Origin of the sequence: Streptococcus mitis, assembly GCF_003942765.1 — a bacterium.
Lineage (GTDB): Bacteria > Bacillota > Bacilli > Lactobacillales > Streptococcaceae > Streptococcus > Streptococcus mitis_BE.
Genome location: NZ_RJNW01000007.1, coordinates 43,365 through 66,085, shown reverse-complemented (window position 1 = coordinate 66,085; position 22,721 = coordinate 43,365). Strand labels below are relative to the sequence as shown.

26 protein-coding genes are annotated in these 22,721 nt (G+C 42.9%); 3 read left to right on the top strand and 23 right to left on the bottom strand.

Going from position 1 to position 22,721, the window contains the following annotated elements; all coding sequences use genetic code 11:
• Window positions 1–197: 197 nt before the first annotated feature.
• The 5 genes from D8849_RS09615 to cdaA form a co-directional block, all read right to left on the bottom strand.
• Window positions 198–1,046, bottom strand: a complete 849-nt coding sequence (locus D8849_RS09615; RefSeq protein ID WP_125386920.1) for a DegV family protein — start codon at window positions 1,044–1,046, stop codon at window positions 198–200.
• 1 nt (window position 1,047) lies between these two features.
• Window positions 1,048–1,422 (bottom strand): DUF1149 family protein, encoded by a 375-nt coding sequence (locus D8849_RS09610; protein ID WP_001050081.1) that lies wholly within the window; start codon window positions 1,420–1,422, stop codon window positions 1,048–1,050.
• A 73-nt stretch (window positions 1,423–1,495) separates the two neighbouring features.
• A complete protein-coding gene (gene glmM / locus D8849_RS09605; protein WP_024057226.1) occupies window positions 1,496–2,848 on the bottom strand; it encodes a phosphoglucosamine mutase in 1,353 nt (450 codons plus the stop codon).
• Between the two features lie 24 nt (window positions 2,849–2,872).
• Complete coding sequence (locus D8849_RS09600) at window positions 2,873–3,652, bottom strand: CdaR family protein (protein WP_125386918.1); 780 nt, start codon at window positions 3,650–3,652, stop codon at window positions 2,873–2,875.
• Window positions 3,639–4,496: a diadenylate cyclase CdaA gene (gene cdaA / locus D8849_RS09595; protein ID WP_125386916.1), complete on the bottom strand. Its 858-nt coding sequence runs from the start codon at window positions 4,494–4,496 to the stop codon at window positions 3,639–3,641. Before cdaA ends, D8849_RS09600 begins: the two co-directional genes overlap by 14 nt.
• Window positions 4,497–4,633: 137 nt before the next feature.
• Between cdaA and D8849_RS09590 the strand changes: the two genes are divergently transcribed.
• Window positions 4,634–5,602 carry an NAD(P)/FAD-dependent oxidoreductase gene (locus D8849_RS09590; RefSeq protein WP_125386915.1) on the top strand — a complete coding sequence of 323 codons (969 nt, stop codon included), beginning with the start codon at window positions 4,634–4,636 and terminating at the stop codon, window positions 5,600–5,602.
• 31 nt (window positions 5,603–5,633) lie between these two features.
• Here the strand turns inward: D8849_RS09590 and whiA are convergent, their stop codons facing one another.
• The 10 genes from whiA to D8849_RS09540 form a co-directional block, all read right to left on the bottom strand.
• A complete protein-coding gene (gene whiA / locus D8849_RS09585; protein ID WP_033684109.1) occupies window positions 5,634–6,545 on the bottom strand; it encodes a DNA-binding protein WhiA in 912 nt (303 codons plus the stop codon).
• A complete protein-coding gene (locus D8849_RS09580) occupies window positions 6,542–7,519 on the bottom strand; it encodes a YvcK family protein (protein ID WP_001231075.1) in 978 nt (325 codons plus the stop codon). Before D8849_RS09580 ends, whiA begins: the two co-directional genes overlap by 4 nt.
• Window positions 7,516–8,406, bottom strand: a complete 891-nt coding sequence (gene rapZ / locus D8849_RS09575; protein WP_033686539.1) for an RNase adapter RapZ — start codon at window positions 8,404–8,406, stop codon at window positions 7,516–7,518. Before rapZ ends, D8849_RS09580 begins: the two co-directional genes overlap by 4 nt.
• A gap of 51 nt (window positions 8,407–8,457) precedes the next feature.
• Window positions 8,458–8,838 carry a RidA family protein gene (locus D8849_RS09570; protein ID WP_001140420.1) on the bottom strand — a complete coding sequence of 127 codons (381 nt, stop codon included), beginning with the start codon at window positions 8,836–8,838 and terminating at the stop codon, window positions 8,458–8,460.
• 10 nt (window positions 8,839–8,848) lie between these two features.
• On the bottom strand, window positions 8,849–9,436 hold the full coding sequence (gene yihA, locus D8849_RS09565; RefSeq protein WP_000422605.1) for a ribosome biogenesis GTP-binding protein YihA/YsxC: 588 nt from the start codon (window positions 9,434–9,436) through the stop codon (window positions 8,849–8,851).
• Window positions 9,437–9,444: 8 nt separating this feature from the next.
• A complete protein-coding gene (clpX, locus tag D8849_RS09560; protein ID WP_012972566.1) occupies window positions 9,445–10,677 on the bottom strand; it encodes an ATP-dependent Clp protease ATP-binding subunit ClpX in 1,233 nt (410 codons plus the stop codon).
• Between the two features lie 36 nt (window positions 10,678–10,713).
• On the bottom strand, window positions 10,714–10,884 hold the full coding sequence (locus tag D8849_RS09555) for a hypothetical protein (protein WP_000442260.1): 171 nt from the start codon (window positions 10,882–10,884) through the stop codon (window positions 10,714–10,716).
• Window positions 10,884–11,390 carry a dihydrofolate reductase gene (locus D8849_RS09550; protein ID WP_125386913.1) on the bottom strand — a complete coding sequence of 169 codons (507 nt, stop codon included), beginning with the start codon at window positions 11,388–11,390 and terminating at the stop codon, window positions 10,884–10,886. The genes D8849_RS09555 and D8849_RS09550 overlap by 1 nt, the downstream gene beginning before the upstream one ends.
• 119 nt (window positions 11,391–11,509) lie before the next feature.
• A complete protein-coding gene (gene cmk / locus D8849_RS09545) occupies window positions 11,510–12,184 on the bottom strand; it encodes a (d)CMP kinase (protein WP_042750775.1) in 675 nt (224 codons plus the stop codon).
• A gap of 8 nt (window positions 12,185–12,192) precedes the next feature.
• Window positions 12,193–12,693, bottom strand: coding sequence for an SAG1386/EF1546 family surface-associated protein (locus tag D8849_RS09540; RefSeq protein ID WP_185756245.1), 501 nt, complete (start codon window positions 12,691–12,693; stop codon window positions 12,193–12,195).
• Between the two features lie 45 nt (window positions 12,694–12,738).
• On the opposite strand from D8849_RS09540, the gene D8849_RS09535 reads away from it, so the two are divergent.
• Window positions 12,739–12,936, top strand: a complete 198-nt coding sequence (locus D8849_RS09535; protein ID WP_004235080.1) for a ferredoxin — start codon at window positions 12,739–12,741, stop codon at window positions 12,934–12,936.
• A 57-nt stretch (window positions 12,937–12,993) separates the two neighbouring features.
• Here D8849_RS09535 and D8849_RS09530 read toward each other — a convergent pair whose 3' ends face one another.
• The 6 genes from D8849_RS09530 to D8849_RS09505 form a co-directional block, all read right to left on the bottom strand.
• Complete coding sequence (locus D8849_RS09530) at window positions 12,994–13,959, bottom strand: glycosyltransferase family 2 protein (RefSeq protein WP_125386944.1); 966 nt, start codon at window positions 13,957–13,959, stop codon at window positions 12,994–12,996.
• 1 nt (window position 13,960) lies between these two features.
• Window positions 13,961–14,980 carry a UDP-glucose 4-epimerase GalE gene (gene galE / locus D8849_RS09525; RefSeq protein WP_049491630.1) on the bottom strand — a complete coding sequence of 340 codons (1,020 nt, stop codon included), beginning with the start codon at window positions 14,978–14,980 and terminating at the stop codon, window positions 13,961–13,963.
• Between the two features lie 102 nt (window positions 14,981–15,082).
• Window positions 15,083–16,186 carry an NAD(P)/FAD-dependent oxidoreductase gene (locus tag D8849_RS09520; RefSeq protein ID WP_185756244.1) on the bottom strand — a complete coding sequence of 368 codons (1,104 nt, stop codon included), beginning with the start codon at window positions 16,184–16,186 and terminating at the stop codon, window positions 15,083–15,085.
• Between the two features lie 16 nt (window positions 16,187–16,202).
• Window positions 16,203–17,000: a Nif3-like dinuclear metal center hexameric protein gene (locus tag D8849_RS09515; RefSeq protein ID WP_125386909.1), complete on the bottom strand. Its 798-nt coding sequence runs from the start codon at window positions 16,998–17,000 to the stop codon at window positions 16,203–16,205.
• Window positions 16,987–17,664 carry a tRNA (adenine(22)-N(1))-methyltransferase gene (locus D8849_RS09510; RefSeq protein ID WP_125386907.1) on the bottom strand — a complete coding sequence of 226 codons (678 nt, stop codon included), beginning with the start codon at window positions 17,662–17,664 and terminating at the stop codon, window positions 16,987–16,989. Before D8849_RS09510 ends, D8849_RS09515 begins: the two co-directional genes overlap by 14 nt.
• A gap of 101 nt (window positions 17,665–17,765) precedes the next feature.
• Window positions 17,766–20,102 carry a cation-translocating P-type ATPase gene (locus D8849_RS09505; RefSeq protein WP_125386905.1) on the bottom strand — a complete coding sequence of 779 codons (2,337 nt, stop codon included), beginning with the start codon at window positions 20,100–20,102 and terminating at the stop codon, window positions 17,766–17,768.
• A gap of 132 nt (window positions 20,103–20,234) precedes the next feature.
• Here D8849_RS09505 and D8849_RS09500 point away from each other — a divergent pair, with 132 nt between their 5' ends.
• Window positions 20,235–20,984 carry a lysophospholipid acyltransferase family protein gene (locus D8849_RS09500; RefSeq protein ID WP_070842837.1) on the top strand — a complete coding sequence of 250 codons (750 nt, stop codon included), beginning with the start codon at window positions 20,235–20,237 and terminating at the stop codon, window positions 20,982–20,984.
• 42 nt (window positions 20,985–21,026) lie between these two features.
• Here the strand turns inward: D8849_RS09500 and D8849_RS09495 are convergent, their stop codons facing one another.
• Together D8849_RS09495 and D8849_RS09490 are read right to left on the bottom strand one after the other, a co-directional pair.
• Window positions 21,027–21,719: an alpha/beta hydrolase-fold protein gene (locus D8849_RS09495; protein WP_125386904.1), complete on the bottom strand. Its 693-nt coding sequence runs from the start codon at window positions 21,717–21,719 to the stop codon at window positions 21,027–21,029.
• On the bottom strand, window positions 21,700–22,710 hold the full coding sequence (locus tag D8849_RS09490; RefSeq protein ID WP_125386902.1) for an ABC transporter substrate-binding protein: 1,011 nt from the start codon (window positions 22,708–22,710) through the stop codon (window positions 21,700–21,702). The genes D8849_RS09495 and D8849_RS09490 overlap by 20 nt, the downstream gene beginning before the upstream one ends.
• Window positions 22,711–22,721 lie beyond the last annotated feature (11 nt).

Sequence of the window (22,721 nt, the reverse complement as noted above, 5' to 3'; positions counted from 1 at the left end):
TGTCTCCTCCTTGGAAGAACTATCTTTTTCACAGAGGGTTCCAGGCGTGTTCAATTATCAAGATACAAAGGGCCTTAGCTGCCCTTGAAAAATAGGGGATGGCGCTGACTTTCCATGAAAAGCAAGACAGGCATCTTTTTTCAAGAGGCAGGTGTCCGTGTTCAATTGCTATTTCTTAACTAGCCTAGAAGCGCCAACTAAATCACTGGAATATAACCCAGAGCAATGCTTCCTGCTCCTAGGTGTGTTCCAATGACACTACCAAATGTAGCAAGTGAAACATCCATACCTACTCCAGATTCAAGTAAGTGCTGACGCAATTCCTCAGCCTTTTCAGGGGCATTTCCGTGAATGACAATAATACGGTATTGGCCTGAAGCTGTGGCTTCCTTGATAATTTCAATTAAGCGCTTGGTTGCTTTCTTTTCAGTACGAACTTTTTCGTACACTTCAATCACACCTTGGTCATTGAAATAGAGGATTGGCTTAATGCTTAGCAGATTGCCCAAAATCGCAGCTCCATTTGAAAGGCGTCCACCTTTAACCAAGTGGTCCAAATCATCCACCATGATGAAAGCAGATGTGTGACTAATTTGAATAGCTAGCTTATCCTGAATAATGGCAAAGTCATCGCCCTGGTCTCGCCAGTTAAAGACACTTTCAACCATGATACCCAGAGGAGCACTTGTAATCAAAGTGTCTGGGAAGGCAATGGTTAAGCCCTCATAATCATCGACCATGTACTGGATATTTTGGTAAAAACCTGAAATTCCAGAAGATAGGAAAAGCCCCAAAGCATGTGTATAGCCTTGTTCTTTAAGCGAAGTTAGAATCTCATCTAACTTGGCAATACTTGGTTGACTGGTCTTAGGCAATTCAGAAGCCTGAGCCATTTTTTGGTAAAATTCCTCAGCAGTCAGATTGATACCTTCGACATACTCCTCACCATCAATATTGACAGGAATATCCAAGACATACAAATCTTCTCTTTGCAAGGTATCTGCACTGAGATAGGCAGAGGAATCTGTGATAACAGCTAATTTCATATTAGAACTCCAAATTGATTCCTGGTAAGTCTAATGCAATTTCAGTTACTTCGTAAGTCAAACGGTTGAGCATGTTCAAACATGGACGAGCCAAGGTTTCCACTTCTTCTTGGTTCAATTCACTTGGTTCGTTAACAATACGACCATCGATATGATTCACCTGTGAAATGGTTCCACTGATGACAAATTTATCAAATACAATCATAAAACTCAAGACAACAATCAAGGAAGTCACTTGATTTTCTTGGTCATGTTGAATTAATTGGAAGTTCACATCCACCTTAGTTTCAGGAGCTCCATTTTCATTTTCCCATTCAAAATTACGCGCATCAAAATGATACTGACTAACAAATTCTTGTTCACGTTTAAGATTCATGTCTTTCTCCCTTGGCTACAATATTATAAGCTATTGTACCATAATTTTTTATTTTCATCTAGTTTTCTAGGATTTAGTCAATCCCGATTTCAGCTCGAACTACGTCTGCGATGGTATCAACATAGTAGTCCACTTCTTCTGTTGTAGGAGCTTCTGCCATAACACGCAAGAGGGGCTCTGTTCCACTTGGACGAACAAGGATACGGCCATTCCCTGCCATTTCAGCTTCCATCTTCTCGATGATAGCCTTAATAGCTGGCACTTCCATAGCCTTTTCCTTCATGGCATTTTCCACTCGGATATTGACTAATTTTTGTGGATAGATGGTTACTTCTGCTGCTAACTCTGACAGGCTCTTACCAGTTTCCTTCATGATTTTTGTCAATTGAACAGCTGATAATTGACCATCACCTGTTGTATTGTAGTCCATCAAGATGACGTGACCAGACTGTTCACCACCGAGGTTGTAGCCTGATTTTCTCATTTCTTCCACAACATAGCGGTCGCCAACTGCAGTGACTGCCTTGTTAATGCCTTCACGGTCCAAGGCCTTGTGGAAACCAAGGTTGGACATAACAGTTGTCACAATTGTATTTTGGGCCAATTGTCCTTTTTCAGAAAGGTACTTTCCGATAATGTACATGATTTTGTCACCATCAACGATCTCACCATTCTCATCAACAGCAATCAAACGGTCACTGTCTCCGTCAAAGGCCAAACCAATCGCTGATCCGCTTTCTTTGACCACTTCTTGAAGGGCTTCTGGGTGGGTTGAACCAACATTAAGATTGATGTTAAGACCGTCTGGTGTTTCCCCGATAACCGTCAATTGAGCGCCAAGATCTGCAAAGATTTGACGGGCACTTGTAGAAGCTGCACCATTGGCCGTATCCAAGGCAACCTTCATTCCTTCAAGAGGAGTTCCAGTTGAAACAAGATATCCTTCATACTTACGCAAGCCTTCTGGATAATCTACCAAGGTTCCCAAGCCTTCAGCACTTGGACGTGGCAGAGTGTCTTCTGCAGCATCTAGCAGGGCTTCAATTTCTGCTTCTTTTTCATCATCTAGTTTGAAACCATCACCACCAAAGAACTTAATCCCATTATCAAGGGCTGGGTTGTGGCTAGCAGAAATCATGACACCGGCACTTGCCCCTTCAGTTTTAACCAAGTAAGCTACTGCTGGTGTTGCAAGAACACCAAGTTTGTAGACGTGAATCCCTACAGAGAGGAGACCTGCCACCAAGGCAGATTCTAGCATTTCCCCTGAAATACGTGTGTCACGTCCTACAAAAACTTTCGGTGCTTCCGTTTCATGTTGGCTAAGAACATAGCCTCCAAAACGTCCTAGTTTAAAGGCCAATTCTGGCGTTAATTCTACGTTAGCTTCTCCACGGACTCCATCAGTCCCAAAATATTTACCCATTTTTATAAAATCCTTTTCCTATTTTTAATTCGTTTTTGAACTAGTTGCTTTCGATGACGAAGATGTCTCCGACGAACTGCTTGTTGTTGAATTTGATGTACTTGAACTTGGTGCTACTGGTTTTGTAGTCACCTTCATTGTTGTGTCGAACGGAGTAATAACTGCCGGTAAGACAACACCATTACGGTCGATTGCCTGCAAAGGTACCGAACCACTGTAATTACCTGTTATGCGTTCGCTGGTTGGTAAAAGTGCAATAATTTTGTCAATCTTAGCTAATGTTTCTTGGTCAGTTGTGACCGAAACGCGTTCATTTGACACGGTTACACTATCAAGTTGTAGCTTCGGATCAATCTGGCTTTGGTCAACTTGTGGCACAACAATCATCCCATCTCGTTTAACCTTCTTCCCAACTTTCACTGTAATCTTTTGAGGCGTTGCCACAGCAGTCAATCCACTTGGAAGATTTTCAATATTCAAGGGAACTTCAATCGTTCCAACACTGGCATCCGTCAAATCAGCAGTTACCTTAAACTTACGAGTGCTCTCCTGCATTTCGCTGGCCAAGGTCACACGATTGGCTCCGGTTAATACCACTGAAACTTCTGATGCAAATCCGCTAATGAAATACTGGTCATCATCATAGTGAATAACGATAGGAACGTTCGTTATCGTATTGGTGTAAGTTTCTGATTTAACCTGCCTTGCGGTATTACTATTTTGAAAGTTGGTTGACGTTGCATAGATGAATAAGATACAAGCAAAAAAGAGAGATGAAATGATGTATAGACTATTTTTTCTCATATTTCCAACCTCCTAACAAACGGTCCTTGAAACTGACTTTTTCCTCAACGGCTAGCAAAAGAATTGCTCGTAGCTCTGCTTCAAATTCTTCAATCGTCAAGTCGTGCTTAAAAACACCGTTATAGGTAATAGAAATGCCACCTGTTTCCTCTGAGACGATGAAGGTCAAGGCATCGGATACTTCTGACAAACCGATAGCCGCCCGGTGTCTGGTCCCAAATTCCTTGGAAATCCCTGTGCTTTCTGTCAAGGGCAGATAGGCAGAGGTGACTGCAATCCGATTTTCTCTGATAATCACAGCACCATCGTGTAGGGGAGTGTTGGGGATAAAGATATTAATAAGGAGTTCAGCTGAAATATTGGCATCCAAAGGAATCCCTGTCGCAATGTATTCTTGCAAGGTCCGAACTCGTTGGATGGCAACCAGAGCACCAATCTTACGAGGACTCATATATTCAACCGACTTGATAAAGGCACGAATCATTTGCTCTTCTGCACTAATTTGAGCAGTAGAAAAGAAATCTGTCGCCCTTCCCAAGCGTTCCAAACCAGTCCGAATCTCTGGAGAGAAGATAACAACCGCAGCAATAACCCCATAGGTGATAATTTGATTAATCAACCAAGAAATCGTTGTTAAACCAAGGATATTGGCTACAACCTGGGCTAATACAAAGATCACGACCCCACGCACCAAAATCATAATCTTGGTGCCAGCTATCGCTTTTGTAAAACGATATAAAATATAAGCCACAATCAAAATATCAAACAGATTGATGGCAATACTCCAAGGACTAGAAAACAAGCTAGTCCAATATTGCAGGTTGGATAATTGTTGAAAGTTCATCTGCTGTCTCCTCTCTGTCCAAACACGTTCCTTTCTATTATACCATTTTTCTGACATTTTTTTCCCTATCCTACTTCATTTTAAATTAAGGAAAAATATGATAAAATAAACTGACTAGAAAAAACAAAGGAGAAACCATGTCTCAACTCTATGATATTACCATTGTAGGTGGTGGTCCTGTCGGGCTTTTTGCAGCCTTCTATGCTCATCTACGCCAAGCCAAGGTCCAAATCATCGACTCTCTTCCCCAACTCGGTGGACAACCTGCCATTCTCTATCCTGAAAAGGAAATTTTAGACGTACCGGGATTCCCAAACCTGACTGGAGAAGAGTTGACTAACCGTCTAATCGAGCAATTAAATGGCTTTGATACCCCTATTCATCTCAACGAAACGGTTCTTGAGATTGAAAAACAAGAAGAAGGCGTTGTAATTACAACTTCTAAAGGAAGTCACCTGTCTAAAACAGTTATCATCGCTATGGGTGGCGGTGCCTTCAAACCACGTCCTCTGGAACTAGAAGGCGTTGAAGGCTATGAAAATATCCACTACCACGTTTCCAACATCCAGCAATATGCTGGTAAGAAAGTGACGATTCTTGGTGGAGGAGACTCGGCTGTGGATTGGGCTTTGGCTTTTGAAAAAATTGCGCCAACTACCCTTGTCCACCGCAGAGATAATTTCCGCGCCTTGGAACACAGTGTCCAAGCCTTGCAAGAATCATCTGTGACCATCAAGACACCATTCGTCCCTAGCCAACTCCTTGGAGATGGAAAAACGCTCGATAAACTTGAAATCACAAAAGTCAAATCTGATGAAACAGAAACTATTGACCTAGACCACCTCTTTGTCAACTATGGTTTCAAATCTTCTGTCGGTAACCTTAAAAACTGGGGTCTGGACCTCAACCGCCACAAGATTATCGTCAACAGCAAACAGGAATCCAGCCAAGCAGGTATCTATGCTATCGGTGACTGCTGCTACTATGACGGAAAAATTGATCTGATTGCGACAGGCCTCGGAGAAGCACCAACCGCTGTTAACAACGCCATCAACTACATCGACCCTGAGCAAAAAGTACAACCAAAACACTCAACCAGTTTATAAAAAAGAACCACGAGTCCTACGATTCGTGGTTTTATAGTTCATCGGCTAATTTATTTATCTTTCTAAGTCTGTGATTGACGCCACTTTTGGTCAGAGGGGTGCTGAGACTATCTGCTAACTGCTGGATAGAGTAGTCTGGGTGCTGAATCCGCAATTGCGCTACCTCCTGCAAATCCACTGGCAGGTTTTCTAAGCCCATGATATCTTTGATTTTACTGATATTGTTGATAGTCTTCATGCTGGCAGAAACTGTCCGAGCGATATTAGCTGTTTCAGCATTATTAGCCCGATTGAGGTCATTACGGGTTTCTCGCAAAATCTTAACCCGCTCAAAATCATCACGCGCCTGCATGGCTCCGATGACAATCAAGAAGTCCATAATATCTTCGGCACGCTGGAGATAGGTCACAGCTCCCTTTTTGCGCTCAAGCACCTTGGCATCTAGCAAAAACTGCTGGAGAAGAGAGGCAATCCCTTGCGCATGGTCCAGATAAACAGAACTGATTTCCAACTGGTACTTGCCTGACTCAGGGTCACGAATGCTTCCATTTGCCAAGAAAGCGCCACAAAGATAAGCACGACCTGCTTCCTCATCTGATAAAATCTCCTCATCAATACCTGTTTCCAAGCCAAAGAAAGAGTCTGCCAAGTGCAAATCACTCAACAAGTCCTGCACCTTTTCATCTGTAAAAACGGTATAGACCCGATTCTTGCGAAGATTGCTTCTTTGGTGGTGGCGAATTTCCGATTTGATTTCGTAGAAATGGAGAAAGGACTCGTAGAGGTGACGAGCCAGTTTGGCATTTTCTGTCACAACTGACAAGGTCAAGCCCGAAGTCGAGAGACCGATACTACCAGACATTTTGATAATGGCAGATAATTCATGCCGGCTCAGATGGTGCTGACCTAGGATTTCTTCTTTTACTGCTACTGTGAAACTCATTTTCTCACCTGTATAATCCGCATCAACTCATCCACGATCAAATCTCCATCGTGAAAGGCACCCCCATTTTCCAGACGAAGGAAGTTGGATGAAATCACACGCGGAACTTGCTTACAAAGACCAGCAAAATCATGTTCCACCTGCACTAAGTATTCATCAAAACGGTTGGAATTCATGTATTCCTGAGGCACTTTTTCAATATTCACCAAGACAGTATCGATAAAAGGGCGACCAAGGTGACGATGCAAGACCTCTACGTGGTCACTATCTGTAAAGTGTTCCGTCTCCCCACGTTGGGTCATGATATTGCAGACATAGGCGATTTCTGCCTTGGTTTCCAAAAGTGCCTGCCCGATTTCCTTAATCACGATATTGGGCAAAATCGAGGTAAAGAGGGAACCAGGTCCAAGGACAATCATGTCACTTTCAAGAATGGTCTGCACTACTCGACGACTGGCCAGAGGCGTATCATCGTTGAGGGTATTGGTCACATAGACATGGTCAATCATGCCTGGATGGTCTGCAATATGACTCTCTCCAGCCACTTCTGTCCCATCCTGAAAGACCGCATGAAGGGTCAAAGGATGGTCACTGGAAGGATAAATCTTCCCAGTTGTATGGAAAAATTTGCTCAATAACTGCATGGCATTATAGGTCGAACCCTGCATTTCTGACAGGCCAGCAATGATGAGATTACCCAATGGATGGCCAGCAAAGGCTCCCGCATCCTCAGAGAAGCGATACTGAAAGACCTTTTCATAAAATTTTGGCATATCTGACATGGCTACAAGGACATTGCGGAGATCGCCTGGCGGTGTCAACTGCTGCATATTTTTTCTGAGTTCACCTGAAGAACCACCATCATCCGCCACCGTTACGATAGCAGCGATTTCCACATCTTTTTCCCGCAGGCTTTTTAGAATGACAGGAATCCCAGTTCCTCCACCAATCACCGTTATCTTTGGTTTTCTCATGAACGGTTTACCGTTTCCTTTCTTCGGTCTTTGTCGCGATGCCCTTCATTGACAGGCCAATTCTTGGATAAGTCCTGCGCCAAGCGTTTAGCAAAGGCCACACTACGGTGTTGTCCACCCGTACATCCCATGGCAATAGTCAAAACAGACTTTCCTTCCTTTTGGTAACTTGGCAAAATCGGCTCAATCAAGGCCAACAAATGTTGATAAAAGTCTTCTGACTCAGGATGGTTCATGACATAATCATAAACAGGTTCATCTATACCCGTTTGGTTTCTCAGTTCTGGTAGGTAGTAGGGATTTGGCAAGAATCGGACATCAAAGACTAAATCTGCATCAATCGGGATTCCATATTTAAAGCCAAAAGACATGACTTCGATACGGAAAGACTGGGCTTGTTCCTGATCAGAAAACTGCTCTGCAATGGTTTTACGCAGTTCACGAGGAGTAAGTTCAGTTGTATCCACCACATTTTGGCTCATATTTTTCAAAGGCGCCAAGAGTTCACGTTCCAGCTTGATGCCATCCAAAATCCGTCCATCTGCAGCTAGTGGGTGACTCCGTCTGGTTTCCTTGTAACGAGCGACCAATTCCTTGTCAGCTGCATCCAAAAAGAGAATTTTAAAGTCCAGTTCTTCCTTGTTTTCCAACTCATCCAAAACAGCTTGAATCTCTGAGAAGAAAGAACGGCTACGCATATCTACTACCAAGGCCAACTTATGGTCGTCTTCCTTTGTTTCCACCAACTGCAAAAACTTAGGCAAGAGAGCTGGAGGCATATTATCAATAGTAAAATAACCCAAATCTTCGAAGGACTGAATGGCAACTGTTTTCCCTGCACCACTCATTCCTGTCACAATCACCAAGTGAAGTTGTTTCTTTGTCATCTTTTTCTCCTTATATCAAAAGAAGTTTGGCAACACCAAACTTCAACTAGCTTATCCAATCTCTGCGATGACTTCGATTTCGACTTTTACATCACGAGGAAGACGAGCTACCTCTACTGCTGAACGAGCTGGAAATTCCTCTTTAAAGGCCGTTTGGTAAACCTCGTTAAAAGGAACAAAGTCGTTCATATCGCTCAAGAAACAAGTTGTTTTGACAACATGGTCAAAGTCAGTTCCTGCCTCTGCCAAAATAGCACCGATGTTTTTTAAGACTTGTTCTGTCTGTTCTTGGATCGTTTCTCCAACGATTTCCCCAGTTTCAGGAGAGAGAGGAACTTGACCACTAGCAAACAAAAGGTTGCCAACGATTTTTCCTTGAACATATGGTCCGATAGCCTTTGGAGCTTTGTCTGTATGAATTGTTTTTGCCATTTTCTTTTCCTCACAATTTTTCTAAGATTGCATCCCAAGCCTCATCCATCCCTGCCTTGCTGACAGATGAAAAGAGGATAAAGTCGTCACTTGGGTCAAAGTTTAATTTCTTTTTGATTGCTGATTCGTGCTTGTTCCATTTACCACGTGGAATCTTGTCTGCCTTGGTCGCCACAATGATGACTGGAATCTCATAATACTTAAGAAATTCGTACATCTGCACATCATCTGCTGACGGGTCATGACGAAGGTCAACTAGACTGACCACTGCACGGAGATTTTCCCGAGTCGTTAGGTACTCCTCAATCATGCGCCCCCACTTTTCACGTTCCTTTTTAGAAACACGGGCATAGCCATAACCAGGCACATCCACAAAGCGCATCTTATCATCGATATTAAAGAAGTTGAGAAGCTGGGTTTTACCAGGTTTACCTGATGTTCGGGCTAGATTCTTGCGGTTCAGCATGGTGTTGATAAAGCTAGACTTGCCAACATTTGAACGCCCTGCTAGGGCAATCTCTGGCAGTTCATCCTGCGGATAGTGGGATTTATTAGCCGCACTGAGTAAGATTTCAGCATTGTGTGTATTAAGTTCCATAGTCACCTCTAGGCTGTTTCTAGGATTGGTTTATCCGTTCCATCGACAGCTTCTTTAGTGATGCGGACCAATTTCACATTTTCCTGACTCGGTACTTCAAACATGACATCTAGCATGGTTTCTTCGATAATCGAGCGAAGACCACGCGCACCAGTTTTGCGTTCGATAGCCTTATTGGCGATTTCTTGAAGGGCTTCGTCGTCAAATTCCAACTCGACATCATCATAAGAAAGCAAGGTTTGGTATTGTTTGACCAAAGCATTTCTTGGCTCTTTCAAGATGCGAACCAAATCATCTACTGTCAACTGCTCAAGAGCAGCAAAGACAGGCAAGCGTCCAATCAGCTCAGGGATAATACCGAATTTTTGAATATCTTCTGCGATGATTTCTTGCATGTATGAGCTGTTTTCATCAATCGCTTTATTGTTTTGACCAAATCCGATGACTTTTTCTCCAAGACGTTGTTTGACGATTTCTTCAATGCCATCAAAGGCACCACCCACGATGAAGAGGATATTTTTGGTATCCACTTGAATCATCTCTTGTTGCGGATGTTTACGTCCACCTTGAGGCGGCACGCTAGCAACGGTTCCCTCGATAATCTTGAGAAGGGCTTGTTGCACGCCTTCACCAGAAACATCACGTGTGATAGAAACGTTCTCACTCTTCTTAGCAATCTTGTCAATTTCATCCACATAGATAATGCCACGCTCTGCACGTTCAATGTTAAAGTCAGCAGCCTGCAAGAGCTTGAGGAGGATATTTTCCACGTCCTCACCCACATAACCAGCCTCAGTCAGAGCTGTTGCATCCGCAATCGCAAAAGGTACATTCAAGCTCTTAGCCAAGGTCTGGGCAAGAAAAGTTTTTCCTGAACCGGTTGGCCCAATCATCAAGATGTTTGACTTCTGCAAATCCACATCTTCTGACTCTTCACGCGTATCGTGAAAATTGATGCGTTTGTAGTGGTTGTACACCGCCACTGCTAAGGCACGCTTGGCACGATCTTGACCGATTACATAGTGGTTCAAGATATGGAGGAGTTCGATTGGTTTTGGTACCTCAGACAAGTCTGCCAAGACTTCCTCAGCCAACTCCTCCCGAATGATTTCCTGAGCCAACTCCACACATTCATTACAAATAAAGGCGTTGTTCCCAGCGATTATTTTTTGTACTTCTTCTTGGCTTTTGCCACAAAATGAGCAATAAACCATCATATCATTATTCCTATTTGTAGGCATGATTTCCTTCCGTTCTATTCTATACTTTCATTCTATCTAAAATAAGGTCATGTAAAAAGCATGGATACTATTGACCAAATTGGTAAAGGCATTTAACCAGAGCAGGACAGAAAGTCCATAGCGCTTTTTACGAAAAGCCTGTGCTCCTGCAAGCAAGCAGACCAAGCACAGCATGGCTGTGAAAAAACCAAATATACTACGTTCCATTAGACTTCCTTTCTCTTGCGGTATTGGATGGTAAAATCATAAGGATTTTTCTCATCTTTGGTATAGGATTTGCTTGAAACTGTCTCAAAAATAGACAAGTCAAAGTCTTCAGGGAAATAGGTATCTCCTTCCACCTGTGCATGGATTTGAGTGACAATGACTTCATCCAAATAGGGTTCAAAAGCCTGAAAAATTTGCTTTCCACCGATAATATAGAGATTCTTGTCTTGACCCTGATACCAGTCTAGAACAGACTGGATGTCCTGAAAAGTAGTAACCCCATCTATCTTTTCTTCTGAATTACGTGTCAAAATCAAGGTTTCCCGTTTTGGAAGCAGACGACGTCCCATTCCATCAAAGGTCACACGCCCCATCAAGATAGCATGATTCAGAGTTGTTTCTTTGAAGTGTTGCAGTTCTGCTGGTAAGTGCCAAGGCAGACGATTGTCCTTACCAATCACACCCTCTTCATCCTGGGCCCAAATAGCTACGATTTTCTTAGTCATGCTTCCATCCTTTTCACTGATAGTACTATTTTATCAAAAAACTCAAAAAAAGACTGGTTTGGAATGCGTTCAGTTTGATAGAAAAGAAGCAGGCTAGCTTTAGCCTGCTTCTCCGGTCCCTAGGACATGCGTTTTTTTGCTTCTGATTCAATTTTTTTAACTACTTCTTGAATGTTCAAGCCAGTTGTATCAAGGTAGACAGCGTCCTCTGCTTGTTTGAGAGGTGAAGTCTCACGATGACTATCCTTGTAGTCACGCGCAGCAATTTCCTCTTTTAGGGTTTCAAGGTCTGTTTCAATTCCCTTGGCAATATTTTCCTTGTAACGACGCTCTGCTCTTTCATCAACAGAAGCTACTAGAAAAATTTTCAGTTCTGCTTGTGGCAATACAACAGTTCCAATATCGCGACCGTCCATGACAATCCCACCTTGCTGGGCAATCTCTTGTTGGAGAGAAACTAGTTTCTCACGAACTTCAGGAATTGCCGCAATAGCAGAAACATGATTGGTCACTTCATTTTCACGAATAGGATGAGTAATGTCCACATCTCCTACAAAGACAAGTTGTTCTCCAGTTTCTGAGCGCCCAAAGCTGATTGGATGCTGGTCCAATAAGGCTAAAAGTTCCTCAATCTCTTCCACTCCTAACTGGTGTTTCAGAGCCATATAGGTCGCTGCACGATACATAGCACCTGTATCTAGATAGGTGTAACCAAAATCCTTAGCAATAATCTTTGCGACCGTACTCTTACCACTTGAAGCTGGACCGTCAATAGCAATTTGAATTGTTTTCATATCAACTCCTATTTGATTTTGATAACATCACCTGGATTAGCAAACCAAGATCCTGTAGCCATATGCCCAGGATTCAAGGCCTCTAGCTGAGCAATCGAGATTCCTGCACGAGCGGCAATGGTTGCTTCTCCTTCTCCAGCCTGAACTGTAATTGTCCCTTCACTATCAGTATGCTCTTCAGAATGACTTTCACTAGAAGAACTCTCTGTAGAAGTTGCTTCTTCAGTCTTGCTAGATGAAGATGCGGATTCTTCTATTACAGAGGTTGAAACAGGGGCAGATGAATCATAAAAATCTTTCAAGGCTGCTGTACGATTACTCCCTCCACTTGAAAGATAAATCAATACTATTATCATTACTACAACAATCACGAAAAAGAGACTAGCTAGAATCGTCAAGACACGATTTGCAACAATACCTGTACCTTTTTGATTACGTTGACGTCGTTCCGTTCTCGTCTGTTCTTCTTGATTCTCATAAATATCTTCTTGCCACGGTTCTTTTGCCATACCTTACTCCTTGTTTTTTTTTACTTTTCTTATTACAATATAAATATGAAAATCACACTTATACCTGAACGCTGCATTGCCTGTGGGCTTTGCCAAACTTATTCTGAATTATTTGATTACCACGATAATGGAATCGTGCGTTTTTACGATGACCCTGACCAACTAGAAAAAGAAATCTCTCCTAGTCAGGACGTCGTAGAAGCTGTTAGAAACTGTCCGACACGTGCCTTGATTAAAGATTAACTCTAATACCGACAAGAACGTTCCACTCCTTCTAGTTTAGCATATTTCCATGCAAAATTATAGTCTTTTCTCTTTATTTTTTTCTGTAAAATCAGGAAGGTCACTTTTTTCTTTGACGAGATAAAGTGGTCTTTTTTTGGTCTCTAGATAAATCTTACTGATATACTTGCCGAGAATCCCAATGGTCAAGAGTTGAATCCCACCAAGGAAGAGAATAACAGCCATCAGAGAGGTCCAACCTGATGTCGGATTGCCCAAAATGAGGGTCCGCACCACAACAAAAAAGGTCATAAGCAGAGAAATAAAACAAGATAGGAGACCTGCCACAAAGGCTATAATCAAGGGAAAATCTGAAAAGTTAACAATCCCTTCAATAGAGTAGAAAAAGAGTTGCCTAAAACTCCAACTGGTCTTGCCAGCCTGCCTTTCGACATTTGGATAGTCCAGATAATAGGTTTTAAAACCGACCCAGGCAAAAAGTCCTTTAGAAAAACGATTGGACTCGGTCAGGCTTAAAATAGCATCGACTACAGATCTTCTCATCATGCGAAAATCACGGACACCTGACGGCAGGGCTACTGGACTAATTTTTTTCATAAGGCGGTAAAAGATATCAGCACAGAAACTACGAAAGAAGGGTTCTCCCTCTCGACTAGTTCTCCGTGTTCCAACACAGTCCAAGTCTGCATTTTGGTCTAGTAAATTTTTCATCTCTAGCAACATACTAGGAGGATCCTGGAGATCTGCATCCATCACCACCACTAGATCTCCTGTCGCATATTGCAAGCCTGCATACAGAGCTGCTTCTTTGCCAAAATTTCGCGAGAAAGAAATATAATGCACTGCTGGATTTTGCTCCCGATAGGTCTTTAAGAGTTCCAAGGTCCCATCACTTGATCCATCATCGACAAAGACATACTCGATTTCTGTTCCCAAATCCGGAAGTAAAGCTTCCAAAGCCTGATAAAAAAGAGGAAGTACTTCCTCTTCGTTTAAACAGGGGACAATGATTGATATCACCATCTTAGTCTTCGAATCCATTTGGATGCTTGCTTTGCCAACGCCATGCGTCTTCACACATTTGGGTGATGTCGAGTTCTGCTTCCCAACCGAGTTCTGCTTTGGCTTTTGCAGGATCTGAATAGCAGGCTGCGATATCACCTGGGCGACGGTCTACAATGCGGTAAGGAATTGGGCGCCCCACTGCTTTTTCCATGTTTTGAATAATTTCAAGAACAGAATAACCTTTACCTGTTCCAAGGTTATAAACGTTTAGACCTGAACCTTTTTGGATTTTTTGTAGAGCTGCAACGTGACCTTTAGCCAAATCGACAACGTGGATATAATCACGAACACCAGTTCCATCTTCCGTATCGTAATCGTCTCCAAACACTTGCACTTGCTCTAATTTCCCAACTGCTACTTGAGTCACATATGGCAAGAGGTTGTTTGGAATACCGTTTGGATTTTCTCCTAGGTCTCCACTTTCATGAGCTCCGATTGGGTTAAAGTAACGAAGCAAGACCACATTCCATTCTGAGTCTGCCTTGTAGATATCGGTCAAAATTTCCTCTAGCATAAGTTTGGTACGACCGTATGGATTGGTCACTGAAAGTGGGAAATCTTCCAAGATTGGCACGGTGTGCGGATCCCCGTAAACTGTCGCAGAAGAACTGAAAATGATGTTTTTACAGTTGTTTTCTTCCATGACCTTCAAAAGACTAACAGTTCCAGCGATATTGTTGTCATAGTAGGCAAGAGGAATACGGGTAGATTCACCGACCGCCTTCAAGCCAGCAAAGTGAATGACCCCTGTTGGTTCTTCTTGCTTGAAAATATCTCTGAGGGTATCGGTATCACGGATATCTGCCTCATAGAAAGGCACTTCAACTCCTGTGATTCTTTCAACAACTTCTAAACTTTTTCTGTTACTATTAACAAGGTTATCCACCACAACAACCTGATGACCTGCTTGGATTAACTCAATAACAGTGTGGGTTCCGATAAAACCTGCTCCACCCGTTACCAAAATCTTTTCTTGCATCTTTTTTCCTCGATTCTCGGATTATTTTTTCTTATTTTACCATTTTTGATAGGGAATGTCATTTGCCATCCTAGAGGGGAGGCTAAATTTTCAGTAAAATTCTTATTCGCTTTTTACTCGTTTGACATAGTTTTCAATTGGATAGTTTAGAGGATCCAAGGTCATCTCCTTGTCTTGGATCAGTTGAGCTAGGTGGTAACCAATGATAGGACCAGTTGTGAGGCCTGATGAACCTAGTCCACTAGCAGCATAGACACCTGCTAATTCTGGAACCTGCCCAAAGAAAGGAGAGAAATCGCTGGTATAGGCACGGATTCCCACTCGTTCACTTCTGGAAGTCGCTTCCGATAAAACAGGATAGTGGGGCAAGGCTGCCTCCTCCATTTGTTTGAGCAAGGTTTCATCTACCGTCAAATCAAATCCCATGTCATTTTCATGTGTAGCGCCTAGGGATAATTTCCCACCTGCAAAAGGAATCAAATCCCACTCCCCTTCTGGCATAACAACAGGGTAAGCTTCCATGTCTTGGGCAAGTTGATAATCTCGGAGTTGCCCCTTTTGGGGACGAACATCTACTTCATAACCTAAAGGCTCTAACAGGTGTCCCAACCAAGCTCCCGTCGCCAAAATAACCTGATCAAACACCTCTTCGTCAATCTGGTAACCTGATGCTAAAGGTGTCAGAGTTACTTTTTCTTTGACCAGCTTGACCTGACTGGCTTCTAGCAAACGAGTCACTAAGAGTTGGCCATCTACTCTCGCTCCACCAGAAGCATAGAGCAGGTGGTCAAATCCCTGCAAACCAGGGAATAATTCGTTAGCTGATTCTTGGTCCAGAATGGCTAATTGCCCTATCAAAGGAGATTCTTCTCTGCGCTGGTGGGCTAGTTGATAAAGTTCTTCCAACTTAGTTTCATCCTTTTTCAGGAGAAAGACTCCCGAACGCTGGTAAAAGTCGATTTCTTGTCCTGACTTCTCTAAATCAGCTAATAAATCCACATAAAAGTCAGCCCCCAAGCGTGCCATTTTGTACCAGGCCTTATTACGGCGTTTGGAAAACCAAGGACTGATAATTCCTGCTGCGGCCTTGGTAGCCTGACCTTGTCCATGGTCAAAGACGGTTACTTCTAGGTCACTTTCTTTCGATAGGTAGTAGGCTGCTGTTGCTCCCACAATTCCTGCTCCGATAATAGCAACTTTTTTCATTGTTTTCACTTTCTAACTAGATATGGTGGAAAGGATTGGTCAATGCTTGACTAGGTAAGATATCAATAGTCCAGCCTTTTTCCTCTTTCCATTGATTAAGAAGCTCTGCAATTTTTTCTACAAAAAGCACTTCGATATAGTGACCTGGGTCCAAGGCTAGCAAGCCATCAGACAGCATATCCTGAGCAGTGTGGTAGTAAATATCACCAGTGATATAGACATCCGCTCCTTTAGCTAAAGCATCCTTATAGAAAGACTGCCCGCTACCACCACAGATAGCCACTCTTGAAATCGGCTTCTGCAAATCAGTCTCTTGATAATGCACCAATCGAAGACTATCTAGACCAAAGACTTGCTTGACATTCTGGGCCAATTCCCCAAATGTCTGAGGCTGAATATTTCCAATACGTCCAATCCCACGTTCAGGGGCAGTTTCCTGCAGATAAGTCGTTTCCTCGATACCTAGCATCTGACAGAACCAATCATTGAGACCATTTTCAACGATGTCAATATTGGTATGGCTGACATAAACTGCAATGTCATGCTTTATCAGATCAATGTAAATCTGATTTTGTGGACGGCCAGCTACCAAATCCTTGATGGGACGGAAAATCGGTGCATGCTTGACAATAATCAAATCCACACCCTTTTCAATGGCTTCAGCCACCGTTTCTTCACGAATATCCAGAGCAACCATGACGCTTTGGATATCCTTGTCCAAAGTGCCAATTTGCAGGCCACGACTGTCTCCCTCCATGGAAAATTCCTGAGGGCAAAAGGCTTCATACGCGTTAATCACTTCACTTGCTAGCATGGAGCACCTCCTTGATGGCTTGAATCTTATCTACTAGAACTTGACGTTCTTCCAGATTTTTGTCTGGGATTTGTCCGAGGGCAAACTCTAGCTTAACAGCTTCTTTTTGCCATTTTTGAACAAAGACTGGACTGACCTCTTTGCACAAGAAAGGTCCAAAGCGAAGGTCACTGGCTGATAGCTTCATTTGTCCTGCTTCCACCACCAAAATCTCGTAAAACTTGCCAGCTTCTTCTAAGATGCTTTCAGCTACAATCTGAAATCCGTTCTCTTGTAGCCAGATACGCAAGTCGTCTTCACGATTATTAGGCTGGAGGATTAAACGCTCTACATTAGCTAACTTGTCCAAGCCCTCTTCTAAAATCCTAGCAATCAAACGACCACCCATGCCAGCAATAGTGATGACCGACACTTGGTCAGTCTCTTCAAAAGCTGCCAAGCCATTGGCTAAACGAACCTGGATTTTCTCCTTTAGACCGTGCGCATCAACATTTTTGACTGCAGATTGGTAGGGACCTTCCACCACCTCACCTGCAATGGCGCTTTTGATTTGGCCTCTTTCGACCAACTCGATAGGCAGATAAGCATGGTCACTCCCCACATCTAGTAAAATAGCCCCTTGGGGAACAAAGGAAGCCACCAATTCTAATCTCTTTGAAATCATTCTCTCTCTCTTTCCAAAACTCTATTACCTCTTATTATACCACATTTCAACTGGCAATCTTGTACCTAAAAAGACCGCAATCCACAGATTGCAGCCTTTCTTTATTTTCTGGATTGATAGCGACTAGTCAGGATGAAAATCACGGTAAAGACCAACATCATGACACCATAAACAGGTAATGTTTGTCCTGTTAAGGTTGAAATTTCAAGCAGTTTTTGAATTCTTGGGAAGAGAGCTGTGGCTAGGAAGCCTCCTACTGACCAAACAATCAAGAGGACACGCCATAGGGTAAATGGCATGCAGGCTCTAAATACGGATAAGAAACCAATTGATCCCAAGAGATAATAGAGTAGAGTTGAGATTTCTAACTCAGACCAACCTTGGCTACTTCCAAATATTTTCACAAAAAGAACGCTGAAGACGACCATGAGAGCACTTGGTAGAGCACGAAGCATAGATCTTCTGAGGAAGTTTGGCTCAACAGGTTTGATATTTCGCTCAAAAGTCAGAACGAATGGTGGGAAGCCTTCCACGAACTGGTCAATCATGGTAATCTGGATTGGAATGAAAGGGAAAATCAAGATCCACTCAGACCGACCTAGTAAAGCACTGGCAATACAGATGACCGCTAATATGAATGAATAGATGGTCTTTATCAAGAAAATCGGGGCGATGTGGGCAATGTTATTGACCACCCGACGACCTTCAAAGAGAATTTCAGGAACATCATTAAAGTCTGAGTTCAAGAGAACCAGATTGGCAATCTGACGAGTCGCAGGATCTCCCTCAGCCATCACGATAGAACAATCCGCCTCACGAAGAGCCAGAATATCATTAACTCCATCCCCTGTCATAGCTGTTGTATGACCCGCTTTTTTCAGTGTTTGGATGATGAGTTTCTTTTGATGAGGGGAAACACGTCCGAAAATCGCAGTCTCCTCCGCCATAGCAACCAATTCCTCATCCGTAATTTTCGAGCAATCGACATAGCTGTGGTAGTCCGCAAAACCAGCCTTCTGGGCAATGCTGGATACCGTAACTGGATTGTCACCAGAGATAATCTTGAGCCCCACTTCCTGAGAACGGAGATAGTCCAGCGTCTCTGCTGCTCCCTCCCGAATCGGGTCCAAGATTTCCAGCAAGGCTAGAGCCTGAATATCAGATGGTTTCTGTGGCTTGTGATGGTCTAATTTCTCCTGACTGAGAGCTAAGACTAAGACACGTGAACCTCTCTCCAAGGCCTCTCTGGCTTCTGGGACCTCAGAATCCAGCAACATCTCAGGCGCCCCTAAGAAAACTGTTCCCAAACCTTCTAACTCCATGGCTCCCCACTTGCGGTCGCTTGAGAAAGGCATATTAGAGATCATAGGATAGACTACCTGACCTTGGAAACGCTGGCGAATAGCTTGAGCTGTTGGATTTTTATCCTCACTGTGAGCTATGTAGCTGGCTAAAATGCTGGCAATGGTCTCTTCACCATAAGTTTCCGTCAGTGGAAGAACAGCCTCCACCTGCATCTTCCCTTGGGTGATGGTACCCGTCTTGTCCAAACAGAGCATGTCCACGCGTGCCAAGGTCTCAACAGAGTACATCTCCTGAACCAAGACCTTTTTCAAGCCCAACTTAATCACCGCAGTCAAAAGCGAAGTAATGGTCAAAAGGGCAATTCCCTTGGGCAACATCCCCAAAAGGGCTGTCGACGAGTTTACAACGGACGACTTGAGAGGCAAGCCTTTTAAAAGCAAGGCTTCTAGCAAGAGAGCCAGACCAAAGGGAATGATAATCTTCCCAGTAAAACCAGCTAGCTTGTCCAGCGATTTCATGATACGAGAGTTGATTGGTTTAACGGTCTTGGCTTCCAGCATGAGTTTGGCAGCATAGTTGTCTGCACCGACATGGTGAACTTGAGCTAAAACTGACCCACTAGCTAGGAAACTTCCTGACAAAAGCAAGGCATCCACTTCCTTTTGCACCAAATCACTTTCCCCCGTCAACATGGCTTCATTGACTTCCGCAAAGCCTTCCAAAACCAAGGCATCACTAGGAATCTGCTCTCCTGCAGACAAACGAATGACATCTCCTAACACCAATTCTTCAGGATTCAGAGCCACTTCTTGGCCATCACGAATAGTCTTGACCTTTTCCTTGGTCATGAGATTGAGCTTGTCCACCATGTGTTTAGCCCGCAGCTCGGTCACAATCCCAGAAAAAGCGTTAAAGCAGATAACAGCAAAGAAGACCAGATTACTCCAAGCCTGCACAAAAGCAAGGGCCAAAGCAATGGCAAAGTTTAAAGCGTTAAAAAGGGTAAAGACATTTCGTTTAACGATTTGCCAAGTGCTGGTACTGGCCGAAGCAGTAAAATCATTGACCAAGCCCTTAGCCCGTCTTTCCTTGACTTCTCTTTGGGTTAATCCCATAATCTTATTTTTATCCATAAATTCTATCATATCATTTTTTCTAAAAGAATTCTAATCTCATCCCAAATATGGACCTGGTCAAGGGAAAAGTTTGCCAGCCCTCCTTTGATAAGGTATAATAATAACAAGAAAATAATCGAAGGAGATCGCATGTTTTATACTTATTTACGTGGATTGGTTGTCTTGCTCCTATGGTCCATCAATGGCAATGCCCACTATCATAATACTGATAAAATTCCTAATCAAGATGAAAATTATATTCTGGTTGCACCTCACCGCACCTGGTGGGATCCTGTTTACATGGCCTTTGCAACCAAGCCAAAACAGTTCATCTTTATGGCAAAAAAAGAACTCTTTACCAACCGTATCTTTGGTTGGTGGATTCGTATGTGTGGCGCCTTTCCTATCGACCGTGAAAATCCTAGCGCCTCAGCCATCAAATATCCTATCAATGTTCTTAAAAAAAGTGATCGCTCTCTCATCATGTTTCCAAGTGGGAGCCGTCACTCAAACGATGTCAAGGGTGGCGTAGCCTTGATTGCCAAAATGGCCAAGGTCCGTATCATGCCGGTTACCTACACAGGTCCCATGACCTTGAAAGGCTTGGTAAGCCGCGAGCGTGTCGATATGAATTTTGGAAATCCAATCGATATCTCAGATATCAAGAAAATGAATGATGAAGGCATTGAAACAGTCGCCAATCGCATCCAAGCAGAATTCCAACGTTTGGACCAAGAAACGAAACAATGGCACAATGATAAAAAACCAAACCCACTCTGGTGGTTTATCCGCATTCCTGCCCTCATCCTTGCCATTATCCTCGCTATCCTAACCATCATCTTTAGCTTTATCGCAAGCTTCGTCTGGAATCCAGATAAAAAGAGAGAGGCTCTTGGTTAAAAAATACAACAATCCCTTGGCAAAAGCCAAGGGATAAATCTTTTATTCGATTTTCCATTTTTGGGCCAACCAGCTGGAAAAAACTAGAAATCGCTCAGCTACTTGTTCATGGTGTCCATAAGGATCAAAAACAAACTGGCCGTTCGGATAGCATTTCTGAAGACTGGTATGGATCTGCTCAGCATAGGCTGGTGCTTGAGCCAAGCGATTAGTATGGTGCGCTCCTTCTGTTTGACCATTCTGTAAATACAGCAAACAGTCCAAATTTTCCACATTTTCTTCCTTGCAGTAAGTCACAAAATCAGGATACCAAAAGGAACCGCAGATGGAGAAGACACAGGAAACCTTGTCAAAGCTGAAAAGACTGTAAACTGCCGCCAAGCCACCTAGTGAATAACCTCCGTAGGCAAGGCGTGCTTCATCCAGGCGATAAAGCGACTGCAACTTGTCTAAAAGGCCTCCAAATAAATGATCATGATAGACCTTGGCCTGACCTCCAAAATCTGGAACTCCATCTCTCAGAGCAGCTGCCTTCCAGGGAGTGTAGTCGTCTAAGCGATTTTTAGATGTCAAGCCCACTAAAATCACAGATTCGGAAAGGGAGGATAGGAAATCCAAGTTTCCATCATTCAATAAAATAGCCGGATAGGTTTGATTGGGGTCGTAGTTAGAAGGAAGGCTGATTTTGACTTGAATTCCTTCCCAATCAAACTCATTATTTATTGATAAAGTCATTTATTTTCTCAAGGGAATCAATCACTGCTGGACCATAGTCCATCAATTCATCGTAAGAGATGGTCATGATTTTTTGATTCTTAATAGCAGGAACACCTTCCAAAACAGCATTTGCCTTCATCAACTCTACTGCGTTAGCATCCAATTTTTTATTACGATCGCTGGTTACATAGATAATTAACTCAGGATCCATTGACACGAGATTTTCCAAGGTCAAGCCTGATGTTCCCGTAGCAACGTTTGTATAACCAAGTTGATTGAGCAGGCTCTCTTGCAAAGCAGACTTGTAGGCACCAAAGGTTTCATCATTATAAGCAACCATAATCAAAGCCTTTTTCTTTTCACCTTGGCTTGCTGGATTTGCTTTCTTAACAGCGTCAATTTTAGTTTGTAATTGGGCTGCGTATTCATTAGCCTTGTCCTGAACATTAAAAATCATTCCAAGATTTTTGACATCTTCTACGATATTCCCCAAATCTTGCTGAATTGTGGAGAGAGAAGCTTTTTGCGTATAAATTGGGATTTTGTTTTCATTCCAAGCGCTAACTGTCCCCAAGGATTTTTCAGAAAACATCATGTTTCGACCCATCACAGCGTCTGGCTCATAAGAAAGGACTGTCTCTTGTGAGACTGTTTTTTTATCCCCAATTTGAGGAATAGTCGCAATCGCGTCCTTGTATTTGTCCGTCACAGCATTGTCTGGATTGAGCATGCCAACAATTTTATCCTTCAAGCCTAACTCCAATAAGATTTCAGTGGTTGAAAGATTGTTTGTAATAACTTTTTCAGGTGTCTTGTCAAAAACTTGTTCGACTTCATTTCCTTTAGCATCATAAGTTTTGATATTTAGCGGATAAGTCGTCTCTGCGTTAGCCTTTTGACTTGTTTCTGTACTAGACTGTGTGGTAGCTTTTTCTGTAGTAGTGTTACCACAAGCTGCCAAAGTTAAGGTAGCTACTGTTACGAGTAAAATGCTTAGTGTTTTTTTCATCTTGTTTTCCT

Excerpts from the sequence above, each read along its gene's own strand:
- galE (WP_049491630.1), bottom strand. The coding sequence starts at position 14,980 with ATGCAAGAAAAGATTTTGGTAACGGGTGGAGCAGGTTTTATCGGAACC.
- D8849_RS09515 (WP_125386909.1), bottom strand. The coding sequence starts at position 17,000 with ATGCTAGCAAGTGAAGTGATTAACGCGTATGAAGCCTTTTGCCCTCAG.
- D8849_RS09570 (WP_001140420.1), bottom strand. The coding sequence starts at position 8,838 with ATGGCAAAAACAATTCATACAGACAAAGCTCCAAAGGCTATCGGACCA.
- D8849_RS09520 (WP_185756244.1), bottom strand. The coding sequence starts at position 16,186 with ATGAAAAAAGTTGCTATTATCGGAGCAGGAATTGTGGGAGCAACAGCA.
- D8849_RS09610 (WP_001050081.1), bottom strand. The coding sequence starts at position 1,422 with ATGAATCTTAAACGTGAACAAGAATTTGTTAGTCAGTATCATTTTGAT.
- D8849_RS09590 (WP_125386915.1), top strand. The coding sequence starts at position 4,634 with ATGTCTCAACTCTATGATATTACCATTGTAGGTGGTGGTCCTGTCGGG.
- rapZ (WP_033686539.1), bottom strand. The coding sequence starts at position 8,406 with ATGACAAAGAAACAACTTCACTTGGTGATTGTGACAGGAATGAGTGGT.
- D8849_RS09505 (WP_125386905.1), bottom strand. The coding sequence starts at position 20,102 with ATGGATAAAAATAAGATTATGGGATTAACCCAAAGAGAAGTCAAGGAA.
- cmk (WP_042750775.1), bottom strand. The coding sequence starts at position 12,184 with ATGAAAACAATTCAAATTGCTATTGACGGTCCAGCTTCAAGTGGTAAG.
- D8849_RS09550 (WP_125386913.1), bottom strand. The coding sequence starts at position 11,390 with ATGACTAAGAAAATCGTAGCTATTTGGGCCCAGGATGAAGAGGGTGTG.
- whiA (WP_033684109.1), bottom strand. The coding sequence starts at position 6,545 with ATGAGTTTCACAGTAGCAGTAAAAGAAGAAATCCTAGGTCAGCACCAT.
- D8849_RS09535 (WP_004235080.1), top strand. The coding sequence starts at position 12,739 with ATGAAAATCACACTTATACCTGAACGCTGCATTGCCTGTGGGCTTTGC.
- cdaA (WP_125386916.1), bottom strand. The coding sequence starts at position 4,496 with ATGAACTTTCAACAATTATCCAACCTGCAATATTGGACTAGCTTGTTT.
- D8849_RS09615 (WP_125386920.1), bottom strand. The coding sequence starts at position 1,046 with ATGAAATTAGCTGTTATCACAGATTCCTCTGCCTATCTCAGTGCAGAT.
- D8849_RS09510 (WP_125386907.1), bottom strand. The coding sequence starts at position 17,664 with ATGATTTCAAAGAGATTAGAATTGGTGGCTTCCTTTGTTCCCCAAGGG.
- D8849_RS09580 (WP_001231075.1), bottom strand. The coding sequence starts at position 7,519 with ATGAGAAAACCAAAGATAACGGTGATTGGTGGAGGAACTGGGATTCCT.
- clpX (WP_012972566.1), bottom strand. The coding sequence starts at position 10,677 with ATGCCTACAAATAGGAATAATGATATGATGGTTTATTGCTCATTTTGT.
- D8849_RS09500 (WP_070842837.1), top strand. The coding sequence starts at position 20,235 with ATGTTTTATACTTATTTACGTGGATTGGTTGTCTTGCTCCTATGGTCC.
- yihA (WP_000422605.1), bottom strand. The coding sequence starts at position 9,436 with ATGGAACTTAATACACACAATGCTGAAATCTTACTCAGTGCGGCTAAT.
- D8849_RS09490 (WP_125386902.1), bottom strand. The coding sequence starts at position 22,710 with ATGAAAAAAACACTAAGCATTTTACTCGTAACAGTAGCTACCTTAACT.
- D8849_RS09555 (WP_000442260.1), bottom strand. The coding sequence starts at position 10,884 with ATGGAACGTAGTATATTTGGTTTTTTCACAGCCATGCTGTGCTTGGTC.
- D8849_RS09600 (WP_125386918.1), bottom strand. The coding sequence starts at position 3,652 with ATGAGAAAAAATAGTCTATACATCATTTCATCTCTCTTTTTTGCTTGT.
- D8849_RS09530 (WP_125386944.1), bottom strand. The coding sequence starts at position 13,959 with ATGGTGATATCAATCATTGTCCCCTGTTTAAACGAAGAGGAAGTACTT.
- D8849_RS09540 (WP_185756245.1), bottom strand. The coding sequence starts at position 12,693 with ATGGCAAAAGAACCGTGGCAAGAAGATATTTATGAGAATCAAGAAGAA.
- D8849_RS09495 (WP_125386904.1), bottom strand. The coding sequence starts at position 21,719 with ATGACTTTATCAATAAATAATGAGTTTGATTGGGAAGGAATTCAAGTC.
- glmM (WP_024057226.1), bottom strand. The coding sequence starts at position 2,848 with ATGGGTAAATATTTTGGGACTGATGGAGTCCGTGGAGAAGCTAACGTA.